Here is a 17,911-nt window from a genome sequence, read left to right on the forward strand (position 1 = left end):
GGAGGCCGGGAGAAACGCGGCCGCGCGCGGCGGCCGATGGGTCACATGCGGAAGTTTTCGCCCAGGTAGACGCGTCGCACGGACTCGTTGGCGATGATTTCCTCAGGCTGGCCGGCAGCCAGCACCGTGCCTTCGCTGATGATGTAGGCGTGGTCGCAGATGCCGAGCGTCTCGCGCACGTTGTGGTCCGTAATCAGCACGCCGATATTGCGCGCCTTCAGGAAGCTGACGATGCGCTGGATTTCGCCCACGGCGATGGGGTCCACGCCGGCGAATGGCTCATCCAGCAGGATGAAGCGCGGCGCGGAGGCCAGCGCCCGGGCAATTTCCACGCGGCGGCGCTCGCCGCCGGAGAGCGAGAGCGCCGGGTTGTTGCGCAGGTGGGCGATCTGCAGGTCGTCCAGCAGCGAATCGAGGCGCCGTTCGATCTCCGCCTTCGGCAGCGACTTGCCGTTCTCGATCTGCAGCTCCAGCACGGCGCGGATGTTTTCCTCGACGTTGAGCTTGCGGAAGACCGAGGCCTCCTGCGGCAGGTAGGACAGGCCCATGCGGGCGCGCTCGTGGATCGGCAGGCCGCTGATGTGCTGGTCGTCCAGCACGATGTCGCCCTCGTCCAGCGCCACCAGGCCCACGATCATGTAGAACGATGTGGTCTTGCCGGCGCCGTTCGGGCCGAGCAGGCCCACCACCTCGCCGCTCTTCACGTCCAGCGAGACGTCCTTGACCACGGTGCGCGATCCGTAGCGCTTCTTCAGGTGGCGCACGACCAGCGTGCTGCTGTCGGTACGGGCGGCCGACGGGGCTGCGGCGGCGTTCGGGGCGAGCGTGGCGGAGTCGTTCATCAGGTCAATGCATGCGTGACGCGGCGGGCGCGTCCGGGTTCAGGGCTTGCCGGGCGCGGGCGCCGGCTTCAGTTCCAGCGGCGGCGGCGCGGCGGCGCCGCTGGCCTGGTCCGCGCGCGGCGAGAGCACGGCGCGCACGCGGCCGGACGGATTGCCGGTGGAGGTGTTGTTGTCGCCGCCCGCGGCCGTGTAGTACTCGTTGCGGCTGTCGTAGGTGATCACGGCGCCACGGATCTCGTCGACGGTCTTGGCGCCGGCGATCCGCGCCGCACGGGCATGGCCAATCAGCTTCGACATTTCCTGCTTGCCGTCGTACTCGATGCGGTCGCCCCAGCCGTCGATGTATTCGTCCACGCCGTCGCGCTTCTGCCGGATATACGCCTGGCGGCCCGGGTTGGCCGTGGCCACCGCGTACTGGTAGCCCTCGGGGTCGGTGCGGATCTGCGCGGCATCAGACTTCAGCACCATCGTGCCCTTGGTCAGCACCACGTTGCCGGTCAGCGTATAGATCTGCTTCACATCGTCGTAGCTGGCGTTGTTGGCCTCCAGCACCAGCGGCTTGTCCTTGTCGGCACGCTCCGCCAGGGCCGGCTGGGCCAGGGTCGCGCCAAGTGCGGCGATTGCCACCGCCAGGGCGGGCACGATGCGGCGACAGGACAACGTCGTCAGGGATGGGGTCATGGTGGTCAGCTGAGAGAATGACGGGCGATCCGTTGCCGGCGCCTGGCGTGCTTGTTGTTGTGCTTACTGCGTGGTCCGGGCCTGCCCCGACGGCGGATTCATGACGATGGTGCCGCGTACGTTGCCGAGCAATTGTACTTCGCGGGTGACATTGTTGAAGACCAGCCCGTTGGCGGTCATCACCGACGGCCCGCGCGTGAGCTGTACCGCTTTATCGGTCTTGACGATGTCGTCATTGACCAGCAACTGGAAATATTGCGACGCGGCGGTCATGCGCGGGTCCTTCGCCACATCGACGCCGGGCTGCCGCACCAGGAAGGCATTGCCGTACAGGTCGATCACGGAGCCCTCGGCGTTCATCACGCCCCGGTCCGCGTTGACCGTGACCGGGGGGCGGTCCGGCTGGTAGGCGCGCATGGCCGGCGTGGTCACCTCGTAGGTCTGGTCGTCCTCGAAATGGATCATCTTCACGCCGGTGAAGCGCATCTTGGTGGCGCCGGTGGTGTCCAGCTCCGTGGCCGAGAAGCGGTCCATGTAGTAGTCCGCCTCATGGCGCTTGGCGCGGTTCTGCGCGGCCTCGTCCTCATGGGGCGAGTTGATCTGCACCAGCCAGAACGTGCTGCCGGCCACCATCGCCATCAGCAGCAACGGCAGCAGCCGCATGACCAGACCGGAGATCCTGCCGAAGAAGTCCCGCATCGCCGGCCCCGTTCAGATGACCTTGGCGCGGGTCAGGTCATGGATGTGGAGCGCGCCCACGAGCTTGCCGTCGCCATCCACCACCAGCAGCTGGTTGATGCGGTTCGCCTCCATGATCTGCACGGCCTCCACGGCCAGATGGTCCTGGTTCACCACGTGGGGGTTGCGGTGCATGACCTCGCCGATGGGCACGGTGCGCCAGTCGCGCGGGGTTTCCAGCAGGCGGCGCAGGTCGCCATCGGTGAACACGCCGATGGCGTGGCCGTCCGGGTCCACCACGGCCGTCATGGCCAGGCCCTTGCGGGTGATTTCCATCAGTGCCTGGGCCAGCGGGGTGTTTTCACGCACCTCGGGCACGCCGTTGCCGGTGCGCATGACGTCGCGCACGTGGGTCAGCAGCTTGCGGCCCAGCGCGCCGCCCGGGTGCGAGCGGGCGAAGTCTTCCTCGCCAAAGCCGCGTGCGTCCAGCACGGCCACGGCCAGGGCGTCGCCCAGCGCCAGCGCCGCCGTGGTGCTGGCGGTCGGGGCCAGGTTCAGCGGGCAGGCCTCCTGGGCCACGGCGCCGTCCAGATGGGCGTCGGACAGCTTGGCGAGGTTCGATTCCGGGTTCCCGGTGACCGAGATCAGCCCGGCGCCGATGCGCTTGACGATCGGGACGATCGACAGCAGCTCGGCCGTCTCGCCGGAATTGGAGAACGCGATCAGCACGTCGTCGCGCGTGATCATGCCCAGGTCGCCGTGGCTGGCCTCGGCCGGGTGCACGAAGAACGACGGCGTGCCCGTGGAAGCCAGCGTGGCCGCCACCTTGCGGCCGATGTGGCCGGACTTGCCGATGCCGGACACGACCACGCGTCCGGTGCAGCCCAGGATCATCTGGACCGCCTTGGTAAACGCGGGCGTCAGTCGGTCAGCCAGCGCGGAAACGGCGTCGGCTTCGATCTTGAGGGTGTGGCGGGCGAGCTTAAGTGCTCGTTCCGCATCGAAATTGGCTATCATGGCGACGAAGTATACCAACGAATGCGATGGCGACCGGCCCGGCTTTTTTGGCCACGGGGTCCCGGCGACCGCCGCTTGCCGTGTTTCCCCGGCTAGGCACCGATGCCGGGACGGCGCGCGTGCCCGGCCGGCTCGTTCCAGATTCTGCCCAAGTCTTCCCTAAGCCCGCCGAATGCATTCTCCGCTGGAACTGACCCTCGTGCTGCTGGCCGCCGCCGTTTTCGGCGTGGTGGCTTTCCGCATGCTGCAACTGCCACCCATGCTGGGCTACCTGGCGGTTGGCATCCTGATCGGTCCCCACGCGCTCGCGCTGGCCAGCGATTCCGCCCAGACCAAGTACCTGGCCGAATTCGGCGTGGTCTTCCTGATGTTCTCGATCGGGCTCGAGTTCAACCTGGGCAAGCTCCGCTCGATGAAACGGCTCGTGTTCGGGCTGGGCGGCTCCCAGGTGGTGCTGACGATGGGGTTCGTGGTGGCGGCCGGCTGGGCGCTCTCGGCCTGGACTGGCCTGTCCTGGCAGGCCTCGGTGGCGCTGGGCGGGGCGCTGGCCATGTCCTCGACGGCCATCGTCTCCAAGATGCTTTCCGAGCGCATGGAGCTGGAGGCCGAGCACGGCCGCAACATCATCAGCGTGCTGCTGTTCCAGGATCTGGCCGTGGTGCCGCTGCTGATCATCATCCCGGCGCTCTCGCGCGACCCCGGGGAGCTGGCGGCGGCCCTGGGCTTGGCCACGGTCAAGATCGTGGTGGCCCTCGGCCTGATCTTCTTCGTCGGGCAGCGGCTGATGAGCCGCTGGTTCCACGTGGTGGCGGCGCGGCGCTCGCAGGAACTGTTCATGCTGAACCTGCTGCTGGTCACGCTCGGCATGGCCGCGCTGACCGAGCGGCTGGGCCTGTCGATGGCGCTCGGCGCGTTCTTGGCGGGCATGCTGATCTCGGAAACGCCCTACCGGCACCAGGTGGAGGAGGACATCAAGCCGTTCCGCGACGTGCTGCTGGGGCTGTTCTTCGTCACCATCGGCATGCTGCTGAACATCAGCGTGGTGATTGCGCACATCTGGCTGGTGCTGGGGCTGCTGTTCGTGCCGATCCTGTTCAAGCTGGTGCTGATCACGGTGCTGGCGCGGCTGTTCGGCTCGCGGCAGGGTGTGGCCATCCGTACCGGTCTGGGGCTGGCGCAGGCGGGCGAGTTCGGCTTCGTGCTGCTGAACCAGATCGACGGGATCGGGCTGGTGGATCCGGTGCTGATCCAGGTCATCCTGGCCTCGATGCTGCTGTCGATGCTGGCGGCGCCGTTCCTGATCCAGTACAGCGACGCCATCGTGCTGCGCTTTGCCGCCAACGAATGGCTGATGCAGTCGCTCAACATGACCCGCATCGCCGCCCAGAGCCTGCAGACCGAGAAGCACGCGATCATCTGCGGATTTGGCCGGAGCGGGCAGAACCTGGCGCATATGCTCGAGCGCGAGGGCATCAACTACGTGGCGCTGGACCTCGACCCGGACCGCGTGCGCGAGGCCGCCGGGGCTGGCGACACCGTGGTCTATGGCGATGCCGGCCGCCGCGAGGCGCTGATCGCCGCCGGTATCCACCGCGCCGCCGCGCTGATTGTGACGTATGCCAACACGCCGTCGGCGCTGCGGGTGCTGCACCACGTGCAGGAGCTGGCGCCCGCGCTGCCCGTGATCGTGCGGACCGTGGACGATTCCGAGCTGGACACGCTCCAGAAGGCCGGCGCCACCGAGGTGGTGCCGGAGATCATCGAGGGCAGCCTGATGCTGGCCTCGCACGCGCTGGTGCTGCTGGGCGTGCCGATGCGCCGCGTGGTGCGCGGCGTGCAGCAGGCCCGCGACGCGCGCTACAGCCTGCTGCGCGGCTACTTCCACGGCCGGGACGACGAGGAGGACATGATCGAGCGCGACACCGTGCGGCTCCATTCGGTCTCGCTCGGCCCCGAGCACACGGCCGTGGGCCGCCGGCTGGGCGCGCTGGGGCTGGAGCGGATCGGGGTGGAGGTGACGGCGGTGCGCCGGCGCGGCATCCGCGCGTTCGATCCGCAGCCCGAGACCGTGCTGGAACCGGGCGATATCGTGGTGCTGCGCGGTACGCCGGAGGCGCTGGAGTCTGCCGAGGAACGGCTGCAGCGGGACTGAGCGCCTCTATATAGAGAGAGGCTCAGGAATGCAGGGGAGAGCCTTCGGCGCCCCAGGACGGCGGCAGGCCGTCGAGCACCGCGCGGGCGTCAAGTGATCGGATCGGCACGTGACTATCGGCCGGAATCCGCCCCTCGCCCTGCAGCATCAGGTAGCGCAAGCAGCACACGCGCAGGAATGACGCGAAATTGGCCGACAGCGACGCCTCGCCGCGATGCTCGGCCAGTTCGTCATGGAGCCGGGTCAGCAACTGGTTGACCGTCATCGCGTCGCGCTGCGCCAGCTCTTCCAGCACTTCCCAGAACAGGTTTTCCAGGCGGATGCTGGTGGCCACGCCGTGCAGCCGCAGCGAGCGGGACTGGGTCTGGTAGGAATCCGGATTGGCCCGGACGAATATCTCGCACATCGGCATGCCTCCTGCGACGGCGGCGCCGGGGGCTGGCGCCGCGTTCGGAAGGCTCTACTGTACGTCGACTGGGTGGCTACTGGGTGATCCGGGTCCCGAGCACGGTCAGGAACTGGGCCAGCCACGCCGGATGGGCCGGCCACGCCGGCGCGGTGACGAGGTTGCCGTCGGTATGGGCCTGATCGACCGGAATATCGGCATACTTGCCGCCCGCCAGCCGCACTTCGGGCGCGCAGGCCGGGTAGGCGGAGCAGGTGCGGCCTTCGAGCACGCCGGCCGCGGCGAGCAGCTGGGCGCCGTGGCAGACCGCCGCGATGGGTTTGTTCGCCGTGGCGAAGTGGCGCACGATTTCCAGCACGCGGTCGTTCAGGCGCAGGTATTCGGGCGCGCGGCCGCCCGGAATGACGATGGCGTCATACGTAGCCGGGTCGACATCGGCAAACGTCGCGTTCAGCGTGAAATTGTGGCCGCGCTTCTCGGTGTAGGTCTGGTCGCCCTCGAAGTCGTGGATGGCCGTGGCGCAGTGGTCGCCGGCCTTCTTGTCCGGGCAGACCGCGTGGACCACGTGGCCCACCATCTGAAGTGCCTGGAAGGGCACCATGGTTTCGTAGTCTTCGGCGAAGTCGCCAACCAGCATCAGAATTTTCTTGGCCATTGCAGTCTCCTGTATGGTTACGGGTGTCCGGAGCCGGTCCAGGCCGGCCGGGCCATTGTGCGGCGGCCCTGCGCGGGGCGGGTGGTAGCCCGTTACCGCAGGCGGCACGCGATTTCCATTTCGACGCAAATCCCCATGGCAGATTCCCTCATCCAGTCCCCCGACCTCGGCGACGTCACCGGTTACCTGCGTGACCGCATCCGCACCGTGCCGGACTGGCCCCAGCCCGGCGTGATGTTCCGCGACATCACCCCGCTGCTGCAGAACCCCAAGACCCTGCGCGTGCTGATCGACGTGTTCGTGCACCGCTACATGGACCAGGAGCTGGACCTCGTGGCCGGCATCGACGCGCGCGGCTTCATCCTCGGCTCGATCATCGCGTACGAGCTGAACCTGGGCTTCGTGCCGATCCGCAAGAAGGGCAAGCTGCCGTTCCAGACCGTGGCCGAGGAGTACGAACTCGAGTACGGCAGCGCCACCGTGGAGATCCACGCCGACGCCTGCAAGCCCGGCGACCGCGTGTTGCTGATCGACGACCTGATCGCCACCGGCGGCACCATGATGGCCGGCCGCAAGCTGCTGGAGCGCCTGGGCGCGACGGTAGTGGAGGGCGCGGCGATCGTCGACCTGCCCGAACTCGGCGGCTCGAAGCTGCTGCACAAGAGCGGCCTGCCGCTGTTCACGGTCTGCAATTTCGAGGGCCACTGAGCCCTGCGGCCCGCCCCCCGCCGTTGTTTTTCCCGCCATTCCCCGCCATTCCCCTCCATTGCCGGGTCCGGGGGCGCGGCGCATAATGCCCCCTTGACAACAACATGATGACCGGGCGGAGCCTCGATAGTTGACATCGGCACCGGTCACGAAGGAATAAGGACGCGCAATGGGCGTACTTCTCCATCTTCTATCTGGCGTGGCGCTCCTGGTCTGGGGCACCAACATCGTCAAGGTCGGCATCCTGCGCGTGTATGGCGCCAATCTGCGCCATGTGCTGTCGGTCAGCGTGTCGAACCGCTTCACGGCCTTCGCGGCCGGGCTCGGCGTGACCGGGCTTGTGCAGAGCAGCAACGCCACCGCCGTCATCGTCAGTTCGTTCGTGGGCCAGGGCCTGATTGCCGTGGCGCCCGCGCTCGCCATCATGCTCGGCGCCAACGTCGGCACGGCGCTGATGGTGCAGGTGTTCTCGATGGACCTGTCGTGGCTCTCGCCGCTGCTGATCTTCGTCGGCGTGATTCTCCACCTGAGCTGGAAGGGCAGCCGGCCCGGGCATGTGGGTCGGGTGCTGATCGGGCTCGGGCTGATCACCCTCGCGCTGGAACTGATCTCGATCGCCACGCGCCCCGTGGTGCAGGCCGCCGGCGTGAAGGTGCTGTTCAGCACGCTGACTGGCGATGCCGCGCTCGACATGCTGATTGGCGCGGTGCTGACCATCCTCTGCTATTCGAGCCTGGCCGTGGTGCTGTTCTGCGGCGCGCTGGCGTCGGCAGGCGTGGTGTCGATCCATGTGGCGCTGGCGCTGGTGCTTGGCGCCAACCTGGGCTCCGGGATCTCGGCGCTGCTGACCACCTCGGGCAACAACCAGCCGGGCAAGCGCGTGACGCTGGGCAACCTGCTGTCGCGGCTGCTCGGGTGCGTGATCGCGCTGCCGCTGCTGAACCAGGCCGAGGAACTGCTGGCGCTGGTCAGCACGGACCCGCAGCGGCTCATCGTCAATTTCCATCTGCTGTTCAACGTGGCGCTGGCCGTGCTGCTGCTGGGCGCCACGGCGCCCCTGGCGCGGATCTGCGAGGCCATCCTGCCCGGCCGCAACACCGGCGACAGCCAGGTCACGCCGCGCCACCTCGACCCCGCCGCGCTGCCCACGCCCACGCTGGCGCTGTCCAACGCCGCGCGCGAGGTGCTGCGCATCGGCGACCGCATCGAGCAGATGCTGGACAACATGTTGCGCGTGCTGCGCACCAACGACGCCAAGCTGGCCACCGCCACCTGCCGCATCGACAACGAGGTGGACGACCTCTACACGGCCATCAAGCTCTACCTGACCCAGATCAGCACCGAGGCGCTGGACGAACACGATGGCCAGCGCTGGACCGAGATCATCTCGCTGACCATCAACCTCGAACATGCGGGCGACCTGATCGAACGGGTGATCCTGGACGCCAAGGAGAAGAAGATCGCCCATAACCTGGCGTTCTCCGAAGCCGGCATGCAGGAGATCACCGAGATGCATGGCCGACTGGTGGCGAACCTGCGCCTGGGTTTGTCGGTGTTCCTGAACGGGGATATCCGCAGCGCCCAGCAGCTGATGGGCGAGAAGGCCAACTTCCGCGAATTGGAGCGGAAGTATGCGCGGACGCACTTGCAGCGCGTGGCGGTGCAGACGACGGAGAGCATCGAGACCAGCTCGCTCCACCTGGACGTCATCAGCGAAATGAAGCGCCTCAACTCGCTGTTCTGCGCCACGGCCTACCCGGTGCTGGAGCAGGCCGGGCTGATGAACCGCAGCCGGATGAAGGAAGACCCGCCCGCGGGCGTGACCGGCGTGCCAGAGGCCCAGGCGCGGTAGCCTGTTGACGGCTCAATGTAGCAATTAGGAAACATTCGCCACGGAATCCAACAAACGAGAACGATTCGCATTTAATATGCGTCACTTCCGCTGCATTTGCATAGGTCGTGATGTCTTCCCGCCGCTCCGTTGTTCCGTTCGTTGTCTTCGCTGTTCCCGCCGCCGCCCTTTCCCTCCCGCTCCAAGCGGCTCAGGCCGCCGAGCCGGTGACCGAGTTGCCCTCGGTCACCGTCAGCGCGGCGGGTGACGGCGCCGTGGATGTCGGATTTGCCACGCGGCGCCCCGCCGGGGTCACCAAGTCCGGCGAATCGGCCGCCGATGCCGCGCAGTCGATCACCGTCATCACGCGCGACCTGCTCGACAGCCAGCAGGCGCAGAACCTCTCCGATGCGCTCCAGAACTCCGCCGGCGTCGTGACCAACGTCTACGGCCGGCGCGGCTGGGACGACTTCGTGATCCGTGGCCAGCGCGCCTCGGAATCGATTTTTGCCGATGGCCTGCTCGTCGACAGCAACAACCGCGTTGCGCAGGAGCTGTTCGGCGCGGAGCGCGTGGAAGTGCTCAAGGGGCCGGCCTCGGTGCTGTTCGGCGCCGTGCAGCCGGGCGGGCTGGTCAATATCGTCAGCAAGCGCCCGCGCCCGGAACTGTTCGGCGAACTCGGCCTGACCGTGGGCAACTACGGCTTCCGCCAGGTGACCGCCGACGTGGGCACGCCGCTGGCGAAGGACAGCAAGGCCGCGTTCCGCCTCAACGCGCTGGCGATGGACAGCGACGATCCGACCGACGACGTCTGGTACCGCAACCGCTGGATTGCGCCGTCGCTGACGCTCGACTTCGGCACGCGCACCGATTTCACGATCCTGGCCAGCCACAACGAGCGCCACTACGTGCGCCAGCAGGGCCTGCCGGTGAACGGCACGCTGGTCAGCAACCGTAACGGCGTGGTGCCGGATTCGCGCTTTATCGGCGAGCCCGGCGCGCAGCCCTACGACGGCGAGCAGAACCGCATCGGCTATGCGCTGACGCACCGCTTCGATTCTGGCTGGACCGTGAACCAGAACCTGCGCTACCAGACCTCCTCCCTGACCGGCACCCTCGTCACGGCCGGGACGATGGCGGTCAACAGCCAGTTGCTGAACCGCGGCGCCACGCAGCAGGACTTCTCGGGCGATGCCTTTGGCGTGGATACCAACGCGCAGCGCACGTTCCGGTTCACCGGGCACGAACACCAGCTCACCTTCGGCATCGACTACCGCCGCACCCGGGAAGACCGCCTGCAGAAGACCTGCCGGGTGGCGGCGCTGAACGTCTACAACCCGGTCTATGGCGCGGCGATCAACTGCCCGGCCAGCTACGGCACCGATGCCACCGACACGCTGCACGCGCTCGGCTTCTACCTGCGCGATCAGGTCCGCGTGGCCCAGCGCTGGATCGTGACCGGCGGCGTGCGCTACGAAACCGCGCGCACCAGCACCACGGACCGCGTGGCCGCCGCCCGTACCGACAACGACAACCGCGCCGTCACCGGCAGCGCGGCGGTCATGTATGAACTGACGCCGTGGGCGCGCCCCTACGTCAGCTATGCCACCTCGTTCCTGCCAAATGCCGGTACCGACGTGAACGGCGCGACGTTCCAGCCCGAGCGCGGCCGGCAGGTGGAAGCAGGGGTGAAGTTCGACACGCCGGGCCAGGCCGGCCTGGTGACGCTGGCGCTGTTCGAGTTGACGCGCAACAACGTGCTCAGCTCGGATCCAGTGAACACCGGCTTCAGCGTGGCCGTGGGCCAGCAGCGCTCGCGCGGGGTAGAACTGGAGGTGACGCAGGACTTCGGCAACGGCCTGAGCCTGTCCGGCGCGTATGCCTATATTGCGAGCGAGGTGACGGAGGACACCACGGCGGCCAACGTCGGCCAGCCGCTCAACGCCGTGCCGCGCCACAGCTTCTCGGTCTGGAGCCAGTACCGCTTCCGCGGCGCGCTGGCCGGCTGGTACGTGGGGGCCGGCATGCGCGGCGAGAGCGCCAAGCGCGGCTACAGCTTCAGCTATACCGTGCCCGGCTACGCAGTGGCGGACCTCGGCGTCGGCTACATCGCCAATCACTGGCGCGCGGCGTTCAACGTCAAGAACGTGTTCGACAAGGCCTACTACGCGGGTGGCCTCAACAACAACGTGCTCCCGGTGGGCAACCCGCGCGTGGCGATGTTCAACCTGACGCTGAACTACTGAGCCCCCGGGGGCCCTGACTACCCCCGCTTCAGCAGCGGGGCGAGGTACTTGCCGGTGAAGCTGGCGCGGCTCTTGGCCACGGTCTCGGGCGAGCCCTTGGCGATGACCTGCCCGCCGCCGGCGCCGCCTTCGGGGCCCATGTCCAGCAGCCAGTCGGCGGTCTTGATGACGTCGAGGTTGTGTTCGATGATCACCACCGTGTTGCCCTGGTCGCGCAGCTTGTGGATGACCTTGAGCAGCAGCTCGATGTCATGGAAGTGCAGGCCCGTGGTCGGCTCGTCCAGGATGTAGAGCGTGCGGCCGGTGTCGCGCTTGGACAGTTCGAGCGACAGCTTCACCCGCTGCGCCTCCCCGCCGGACAGCGTGGTGGCCGACTGGCCCAGCCGGATGTAGCCAAGCCCCACATCGAGCAGCGTCTGCAGCTTGCGCCGCACCACCGGCACGGCGCTGAAGAATTCGTAGGCCTGCTCCACGGTCAGGTCCAGCACCTCGGAAATGCTCTTGCCCTTGTAGAGGACTTCCAGCGTCTCGCGGTTATAGCGCTGGCCGTGGCAGACATCGCACGGCACATAGACGTCGGGCAGGAAGTGCATCTCCACCTTGATCACGCCGTCGCCCTGGCAGGACTCGCAGCGGCCTCCCTTCACATTGAACGAGAACCGGCCCGGGTCGTAGCCGCGCTCCTTGGCCGACGGCACGCCCGCGAACAGCTCGCGGATCGGCGTGAACAGGCCGGTGTACGTGGCGGGGTTCGAGCGCGGCGTGCGGCCGATCGGGCTCTGGTCGACGTTGATGACCTTGTCGAAGTGCTCCAGCCCCTCGATATGGTCGTGCGCCGCCGGCTCGGCCGTGCTGCCGTAGAGGTGGCGCGCCACGGCGTGGTACAGCGTGTCGTTGATCAGCGTGGACTTGCCCGAGCCAGAGACCCCGGTGATGCAGGTCAGCAGCCCCACCGGAATCTCGGCGGTCACGTTGCGCAGGTTGTTGCCGGTGGCGTTGACGATGCGTAGCAGCCGTTCCTCGTCCGGGGTGGCGCGCGTCTTGGGCACCTCGATACGGCGCTTGCCGGACAGGTACTGGCCCGTCAGCGAGCCCGGCGCCGCCTCGATCTGCGGCGGCGTGCCTTCGGCCACGATCATCCCGCCATGCACGCCGGCGCCGGGGCCGATGTCCACCACGTAGTCGCAGGCGCGGATCATGTCCTCGTCGTGCTCCACCACCAGCACCGAGTTGCCGATGTCGCGCAGATGCTTGAGCGTGCCGATCAGGCGGTCGTTATCGCGCTGGTGCAGGCCGATGGATGGCTCATCGAGCACATACATCACGCCGGTCAGCCCGGAACCGATCTGGGAGGCCAGCCGGATGCGCTGGGCCTCGCCGCCCGAGAGCGTGTCGGCGCTGCGCTCCAGGGACAGGTAATCCAGCCCTACGTTGTTCAGGAAGTTCAGCCGGGCGGTGATTTCCTTGACGATCTTGTCGGCGATCTCGCGCTTGGCGCCGTGCAGGTTCAGGGTCAGGAACCACGTCAGCGCGTCGCGCAGCGGCCAGCCGTTGACCTCGTAGATGGCCCGCGCCTGGTCGTCCTCGCCCACCTTCACGTGGCGCGCCTCGGTGCGCAGCCGGGTGCCCTCGCAGGCCGGGCAGGGCTGGTTGTTCTGGTACTTGGCCAGTTCCTCGCGCACCGCCGCCGAATCGGTCTCGCGGTAGCGGCGCTCCAGGTTCGGGATGATCCCCTCGAACACGTGGGCGCGCACCGTGGTGCGGCCTTTCTCGTTGATATACGTGAACGGAATCTCTACCTCGCCCGAGCCGTGCAGCACCACCTGCTGGACGTTGGCGGGCAGGTCTTCGAACGCGGTGTCGGTGTCGAAGTCGTAGAACGCCGCCAGGCTTTGCAGCATCTGGAAGTAGAACTGGTTGCGGCGGTCCCAGCCCTTGATGGCGCCCGAGGCCAGGGATAGGTTGGGGAAGGCCACCACGCGTTTCGGATCGAAGAAGGTGATCTGGCCCAGCCCGTCGCAGCTCTGGCAGGCGCCCATCGGGTTGTTGAACGAGAACAGCCGCGGCTCCAGTTCCTGGAGGGAATACGAGCAGATCGGGCAGGCAAAGCGCGAGCTGAACACGTGCTCATGCCCGGTATCCATCTCCAGCGCGATGGCGCGGCCGTCGGCCAGCCGCAGCGCGGTTTCGAACGATTCGGCCAGACGCTGCTTGAGGTCGGCGCGCACCTTCACGCGGTCCACCACCACCTCGATGCTGTGTTTCTCGGTCTTCTTGAGCTTGGGCAGCGAGTCGATGTCGTAGACCTTGGCCTCGGCCTCATGGGCCGTGCCGCCGCCCGAGCGCACGCGGAAGCGCACGAAGCCCTGGGCCTGCATCGAATCGAACAAGTCTGAATGCTCGCCCTTGCGGTCCGCCACCACGGGCGCCAGGATCATCAGCTTGGTGTCCTCGGGCAGGGCGAGCGCGGCATCCACCATCTGGGAGACGCTCTGCGCCTGGAGCGCGATGTGGTGGTCCGGGCAGTAGGGCGTGCCGGCGCGGGCGAACAGCAGGCGCAGGTAGTCGTGGATCTCGGTGACCGTGCCCACGGTGGAACGCGGGTTGTGGCTGGTGGCCTTCTGCTCGATCGAGATGGCCGGGGAGAGGCCCTCGATCAGGTCGACATCGGGCTTCTCCATCAACTGCAGGAACTGGCGGGCGTAGGCGGACAGCGATTCGACGTAGCGGCGCTGGCCCTCGGCATAGAGCGTGTCGAACGCCAGCGACGACTTGCCGGACCCCGACAGCCCCGTGATCACGATGAGCTTGTTGCGCGGCAGGTCGAGGTTGATGTTCTTCAGGTTGTGGGTACGCGCCCCACGGATCTTGATTTCTTCCATATACCGATTAGTTGCCCAGCCAGGCCGCCGCTGCCGCCGGGGCGGACAGGTCGGTCTCACGGAATGTTCAAAGTGCCTTGCACGACGCCTGAAGCGCCGCCCAGACCGGGGCGCCAGGGGGCCGTTCGGCCGCCGCGTGACCCGGAAAGCGCGGGGAAGCAAACCTGCTAATATACCGAACTTCGGTTTCCCGGGTTGCCCGTTGGCCATCCGGCATGCGGACGGGTGCCACATGGCCCGCCATCCGGATGCTTCGCATCGACCGAGCCAGAATTCCATTCACGAGCGCAATGCCGTCGATTCCTTCTTCTCCCCAGCCCGCCAATCTCGCCGACCCGGCCGCCCAGACGGCGCCCGTGCGCGACCGCATGACCAAAAGCGAGTTGCGTGCCAGTCTCTCGCTGGCGAGCATCTTCGCGCTGCGCATGCTGGGCCTGTTCCTGATCCTGCCGGTGTTCGCCGAGTACGCGCGCGGCCTGCCCGACGGGCACGACGCTCAGCGCATCGGCCTGGCCATGGGCATCTACGGCCTGATGCAGGCTTTCCTCCATATTCCGCTGGGCTGGCTGTCCGACCGCGTCGGCCGCAAGCCGGTGATGGTGGCCGGGCTGCTGCTGTTTGTGGCCGGCGCGCTGGTGGCGGCCTTCTCGGACACCCTGGCCGGCATCACCATCGGCCGGGCGATGCAGGGCATGGGCGCCATCTCGGCGGCCATCACGGCCTGCATTGCCGACCTGACGCGCGAGCGCCATCGCACCAAGGCCATGGCGATGGTCGGCGGCAGCATCGGGCTGACCTTCGCGCTGTCCCTGGTGATTGCCTCGCCACTGCTGAAGAGCATCGGCATGTCCGGCATCTTCTGGCTGATGGCAGTGCTGGGCGTGCTGGCCATCGGCGTGACGCTGTTCCTGGTGCCGGCCCCGCCGCCGCCGCACCCGGTGCGCATGCCGTTCCGGCAGGTGCTGCTGAATGCGGACCTGATCCGCATGAATGTGGGCGTGCTGGCGCTGCACGCCAGCCAGGTGGCGATGTTCATGGTCGTGCCGGCCATGCTGGCCGATGCCGGCATGCCGCTGGACCAGCACTGGAAGGTCTACCTGCCCGTGGTACTGGTTTCCTTCGTCCTGATGCTGGGGCCGATGATGGCCGCCGAGCGCTATGGCCGGGTGCGCCCGGTGCTGCTGGCATCGGTGGCGCTGATGACCGTGGTGCAGCTGATGTTCGCAGCGGTACAGGGCCTGTGGCCGATAGCGGGTGTACTGCTGTTGTTCTTTGTGGCATTCAACGTGCTGGAAGCCATGCAGCCGTCGCTGGTGTCGCGCTACGCGGCGGCCGGGCGCGGCGCGGCGCTGGGCGTTTACAACACTACCCAGGCGATGGGCCTGTTCCTGGGCGGCGTGGTGGGCGGCTGGCTGCTCAAGCACGAGGGGCGCAGTGCGGTATTCCTCGGCTGTGCGGCCGTGCTGGTGCTCTGGCTTATAATCGCGTGGAGCATGAAGGCGCCACCGGCCCGCGGGCAGGAGGGTGCGTCGGCAGTGGCGGGTTAGACACACTTGTTGTCATATCCGTAGCAGTCCGAAACGCTTTTTCGTCTTAACGGGGTTAGCATCTACACGCGCCCGACCGGCCATCCGGGGGGCGCGTGATGTCGTTTACCGTGTTGTCGTTTACGTCCTGTGACGGACGACCCACCAGCAAATCAGTCATGCCGTGCCGCCGCAGGGAAGCGGGGCGCGGTTCTTGGAGAACATTTACATGGCATCGGTCAACAAAGTCATTCTCGTCGGTAACCTGGGCGCCGACCCGGAAACCCGCTACATGCCCAGCGGCGACGCCGTGACGAACATCCGCCTGGCGACGACCGATCGCTACAAGGACAAGCAGTCCGGCGATTTCAAGGAAGCCACCGAGTGGCACCGCATCGCCTTCTTCGGCAAGCTGGCCGAGATCGCCGGCCAGTACCTGAAGAAGGGCTCGTCGGTCTACATCGAAGGCCGCATCCGCACGCGCAAGTGGACGGACCAGGCCGGCCAGGACAAGTACAGCACCGAAATCGTCGCGGACCAGATGCAGATGCTGGGCGGCCGCGCGTCGGGCGGCGGTGAGGAAGGCAGCTTCGGCGGCGGTGGCGGCGGCTACAGCCGCGAAGCCCAGGGCGGCGCCGGCGGTGGCGGTGGTGGTGGCTACGGCGGCGGCCGTGCCCAGGGCGGCGCCCAGGGTGGCGGCGCGCAGGGAGGCGGTCAGGGCGGCGGTCAGGGCGGCGGTCAGCGCCGGCCGCAGCAAAGCCCGTCGAACGGGTTTGAAGATATGGATGACGATATTCCCTTCTGAGCGTCTGTCAGCCGTCTTTGCAATAAAAAACCCCGCAATTACGCGGGGTTTTTTATTGCGCGGCGTTGGCGTGTGCCAGCCCGGGCGATTACTGTGCCGATCCCGCCGCCGCCGTGCCCGCCACCTTCGGTGCTGCCGGGGCGGGCTGGTCCACGAAGAACGCGCCGCGCAGTTGCGACGTGGCCGCGCGGGTGCCTTCGTCTACGGCGCCCATCAGGTTTTCGTATTCCGGCGCCTGGTCCCAGTCGCCCTTGGCGGCGTTGCGGTTCTCGACCTTTTCATACCATTCAAGCTTGTTGGTCGACAGGTCCACCAACTGCCCGGTCAGGGAGATATAGGCCGTCGGCGGGGTTAGCGGCAGGAAGCCGTAGTAGCTGCGGACCGTGCCCAGCGAGGCGGCGCTCACCAGCAGCAGCTTGTCCGCCTTGTACTTGCGGGCCAGCGGGCGGTAGTCGCGCAGTGCCACGCCATCGCCCGAGCCCTCCGTGAACTTGCCGAGGGACTCCGTATCGATCGGCTCCTCGATCATCACAACCTTGATCTGGCGCGATTCCAGGCCCTGGACGAATTCCTTGGGCAGCCCGCTCACCTTCGAGAAATCCTGCTTCTGCAGGCGGTCGACGATGGCCTTGGCGTTGGCCCGGTTGATGGCGTAGTCCAGGATGCCCTGTGCGCCCAGCATGACCTGGTTCGGCTCGGGCAGCTTCTCGAGGGCGACCGCGACGGTCTTCTCCTTGTTCTCGAACAGCGCGCTGGTGGCCGGAATCGGCTTCTGCACCACTGCGCAACCCGCGAGGGCGGTAACGGCCAGCAGCAGCCCGGCGAGATAACGACGACCCATGGTTTCTCCTTTTTTTATCGGATGAGGGAAAGACATGTGTCGATAACGTCCCGTATGGCCGGACTTTGAGCCCCGGGAAGTGGGGTAGACATGCCCCAGGGCTCACGCGGCGGGCGGACGGATCTTATTTCAAAAAATTTGAATAAGTGTGTGAGACTTCAGCGGCTTTAAGGCACTTATCGGCACGTATAGTTCATCCCATCGCAGCGCCACACCAAAACAACGGCGAACAGCGCGATGCAATAAAACTGAATGAAACAACCTTTACTTACCGGAGAAACCACCATGTCGAACGCCAACAACGCCAAGCTGCAAGTCCTGACGCCGCGCAACAGCCAGCTGATCATCATCGACCACCAGCCGCAGATGGCCTTCGGTGTGCAGTCGATGGACCGCCAGACCATGAAGAACAACGTGGTTGGCCTGGCCAAGGCGGCCAAGATCTTCGATGTGCCGACGACGATCACCACGGTGGAGTCCGACTCGTTCTCCGGTTACACCTACCCCGAAATCCTCGACGTGTTCCCGGGCCAGCAGACCCTGGAGCGCACCTCGATGAACTCGTGGGACGACCAGAAGGTGCGCGACGCACTGGCCGCCAACGGCCGCAAGAAGATCGTCGTGGCCGGCCTGTGGACCGA

At 66.9% G+C, this 17,911-nt stretch carries 15 protein-coding genes; 7 read left to right on the forward strand and 8 right to left on the reverse strand.

Annotated elements, in window-relative coordinates; translation table 11 throughout:
• Positions 1-41: 41 nt before the first annotated feature.
• The 4 genes from lptB to SB751_RS16385 form a co-directional block, all read right to left on the reverse strand.
• Positions 42-842, reverse strand: a complete 801-nt coding sequence (gene lptB / locus SB751_RS16370) for an LPS export ABC transporter ATP-binding protein (RefSeq protein WP_144198891.1) — start codon at positions 840-842, stop codon at positions 42-44.
• A 39-nt stretch (positions 843-881) separates the two neighbouring features.
• Complete coding sequence (gene lptA, locus SB751_RS16375; RefSeq protein ID WP_144198889.1) at positions 882-1,523, reverse strand: lipopolysaccharide transport periplasmic protein LptA; 642 nt, start codon at positions 1,521-1,523, stop codon at positions 882-884.
• A 63-nt stretch (positions 1,524-1,586) separates the two neighbouring features.
• Positions 1,587-2,222 carry an LPS export ABC transporter periplasmic protein LptC gene (gene lptC, locus SB751_RS16380; RefSeq protein ID WP_144198887.1) on the reverse strand — a complete coding sequence of 212 codons (636 nt, stop codon included), beginning with the start codon at positions 2,220-2,222 and terminating at the stop codon, positions 1,587-1,589.
• Between the two features lie 12 nt (positions 2,223-2,234).
• Entirely contained in the window at positions 2,235-3,218 is a 984-nt protein-coding gene (locus SB751_RS16385; protein WP_144198885.1) for an SIS domain-containing protein, read from the reverse strand.
• 172 nt (positions 3,219-3,390) lie between these two features.
• Between SB751_RS16385 and SB751_RS16390 the strand changes: the two genes are divergently transcribed.
• The gene (locus SB751_RS16390) at positions 3,391-5,370 is read left to right on the forward strand and encodes a monovalent cation:proton antiporter family protein (protein ID WP_144198883.1); all 1,980 of its coding nucleotides are present in this window, start codon (positions 3,391-3,393) and stop codon (positions 5,368-5,370) included.
• A 22-nt stretch (positions 5,371-5,392) separates the two neighbouring features.
• Here the strand turns inward: SB751_RS16390 and SB751_RS16395 are convergent, their stop codons facing one another.
• Entirely contained in the window at positions 5,393-5,776 is a 384-nt protein-coding gene (locus SB751_RS16395; RefSeq protein ID WP_144198881.1) for a ribbon-helix-helix domain-containing protein, read from the reverse strand.
• A 76-nt stretch (positions 5,777-5,852) separates the two neighbouring features.
• Positions 5,853-6,431 carry a DJ-1/PfpI family protein gene (locus tag SB751_RS16400; protein ID WP_144198879.1) on the reverse strand — a complete coding sequence of 193 codons (579 nt, stop codon included), beginning with the start codon at positions 6,429-6,431 and terminating at the stop codon, positions 5,853-5,855.
• Positions 6,432-6,566: 135 nt separating this feature from the next.
• On the opposite strand from SB751_RS16400, the gene SB751_RS16405 reads away from it, so the two are divergent.
• From SB751_RS16405 to SB751_RS16415, 3 genes are all read left to right on the forward strand, one after another.
• Positions 6,567-7,139 (forward strand): adenine phosphoribosyltransferase, encoded by a 573-nt coding sequence (locus SB751_RS16405; RefSeq protein WP_144198877.1) that lies wholly within the window; start codon positions 6,567-6,569, stop codon positions 7,137-7,139.
• A 169-nt stretch (positions 7,140-7,308) separates the two neighbouring features.
• Positions 7,309-8,991 carry a Na/Pi cotransporter family protein gene (locus SB751_RS16410; protein ID WP_144198875.1) on the forward strand — a complete coding sequence of 561 codons (1,683 nt, stop codon included), beginning with the start codon at positions 7,309-7,311 and terminating at the stop codon, positions 8,989-8,991.
• A 110-nt stretch (positions 8,992-9,101) separates the two neighbouring features.
• On the forward strand, positions 9,102-11,216 hold the full coding sequence (locus SB751_RS16415) for a TonB-dependent siderophore receptor (protein ID WP_144198873.1): 2,115 nt from the start codon (positions 9,102-9,104) through the stop codon (positions 11,214-11,216).
• Between the two features lie 17 nt (positions 11,217-11,233).
• On the opposite strand, the gene uvrA is transcribed toward SB751_RS16415, so the two are convergent.
• Positions 11,234-14,098 (reverse strand): excinuclease ABC subunit UvrA, encoded by a 2,865-nt coding sequence (gene uvrA / locus SB751_RS16420; protein ID WP_144198871.1) that lies wholly within the window; start codon positions 14,096-14,098, stop codon positions 11,234-11,236.
• Positions 14,099-14,388: 290 nt separating this feature from the next.
• Between uvrA and SB751_RS16425 the strand changes: the two genes are divergently transcribed.
• Positions 14,389-15,645 (forward strand): MFS transporter, encoded by a 1,257-nt coding sequence (locus tag SB751_RS16425; protein ID WP_144198869.1) that lies wholly within the window; start codon positions 14,389-14,391, stop codon positions 15,643-15,645.
• Positions 15,646-15,853: 208 nt separating this feature from the next.
• Entirely contained in the window at positions 15,854-16,429 is a 576-nt protein-coding gene (locus SB751_RS16430) for a single-stranded DNA-binding protein (protein WP_144198867.1), read from the forward strand.
• Positions 16,430-16,517: 88 nt separating this feature from the next.
• Here the strand turns inward: SB751_RS16430 and SB751_RS16435 are convergent, their stop codons facing one another.
• On the reverse strand, positions 16,518-17,270 hold the full coding sequence (locus SB751_RS16435; RefSeq protein ID WP_144198865.1) for a hypothetical protein: 753 nt from the start codon (positions 17,268-17,270) through the stop codon (positions 16,518-16,520).
• 285 nt (positions 17,271-17,555) lie between these two features.
• Between SB751_RS16435 and SB751_RS16440 the strand changes: the two genes are divergently transcribed.
• Positions 17,556-17,911: isochorismatase family protein (locus SB751_RS16440; RefSeq protein ID WP_410748227.1), on the forward strand; the 356-nt coding region annotated here is incomplete at its 3' end.

Origin of the sequence: Cupriavidus sp. SIMBA_020 (assembly GCF_046535395.1) — a bacterium.
Taxonomy (GTDB): domain Bacteria; phylum Pseudomonadota; class Gammaproteobacteria; order Burkholderiales; family Burkholderiaceae; genus Cupriavidus; species Cupriavidus campinensis.

Bases quoted from the DNA above. Each gene is read 5' to 3' on its own strand.
- SB751_RS16405 (WP_144198877.1), top strand. From the start codon at position 6,567: ATGGCAGATTCCCTCATCCAGTCCCCCGACCTCGGCGACGTCACCGGT.
- SB751_RS16395 (WP_144198881.1), bottom strand. From the start codon at position 5,776: ATGTGCGAGATATTCGTCCGGGCCAATCCGGATTCCTACCAGACCCAG.
- SB751_RS16400 (WP_144198879.1), bottom strand. From the start codon at position 6,431: ATGGCCAAGAAAATTCTGATGCTGGTTGGCGACTTCGCCGAAGACTAC.
- SB751_RS16385 (WP_144198885.1), bottom strand. From the start codon at position 3,218: ATGATAGCCAATTTCGATGCGGAACGAGCACTTAAGCTCGCCCGCCAC.
- lptC (WP_144198887.1), bottom strand. From the start codon at position 2,222: ATGCGGGACTTCTTCGGCAGGATCTCCGGTCTGGTCATGCGGCTGCTG.
- SB751_RS16425 (WP_144198869.1), top strand. From the start codon at position 14,389: ATGCCGTCGATTCCTTCTTCTCCCCAGCCCGCCAATCTCGCCGACCCG.
- SB751_RS16410 (WP_144198875.1), top strand. From the start codon at position 7,309: ATGGGCGTACTTCTCCATCTTCTATCTGGCGTGGCGCTCCTGGTCTGG.
- SB751_RS16390 (WP_144198883.1), top strand. From the start codon at position 3,391: ATGCATTCTCCGCTGGAACTGACCCTCGTGCTGCTGGCCGCCGCCGTT.
- SB751_RS16430 (WP_144198867.1), top strand. From the start codon at position 15,854: ATGGCATCGGTCAACAAAGTCATTCTCGTCGGTAACCTGGGCGCCGAC.
- SB751_RS16415 (WP_144198873.1), top strand. From the start codon at position 9,102: ATGTCTTCCCGCCGCTCCGTTGTTCCGTTCGTTGTCTTCGCTGTTCCC.
- SB751_RS16435 (WP_144198865.1), bottom strand. From the start codon at position 17,270: ATGGGTCGTCGTTATCTCGCCGGGCTGCTGCTGGCCGTTACCGCCCTC.
- lptB (WP_144198891.1), bottom strand. From the start codon at position 842: ATGAACGACTCCGCCACGCTCGCCCCGAACGCCGCCGCAGCCCCGTCG.
- lptA (WP_144198889.1), bottom strand. From the start codon at position 1,523: ATGACCCCATCCCTGACGACGTTGTCCTGTCGCCGCATCGTGCCCGCC.
- uvrA (WP_144198871.1), bottom strand. From the start codon at position 14,098: ATGGAAGAAATCAAGATCCGTGGGGCGCGTACCCACAACCTGAAGAAC.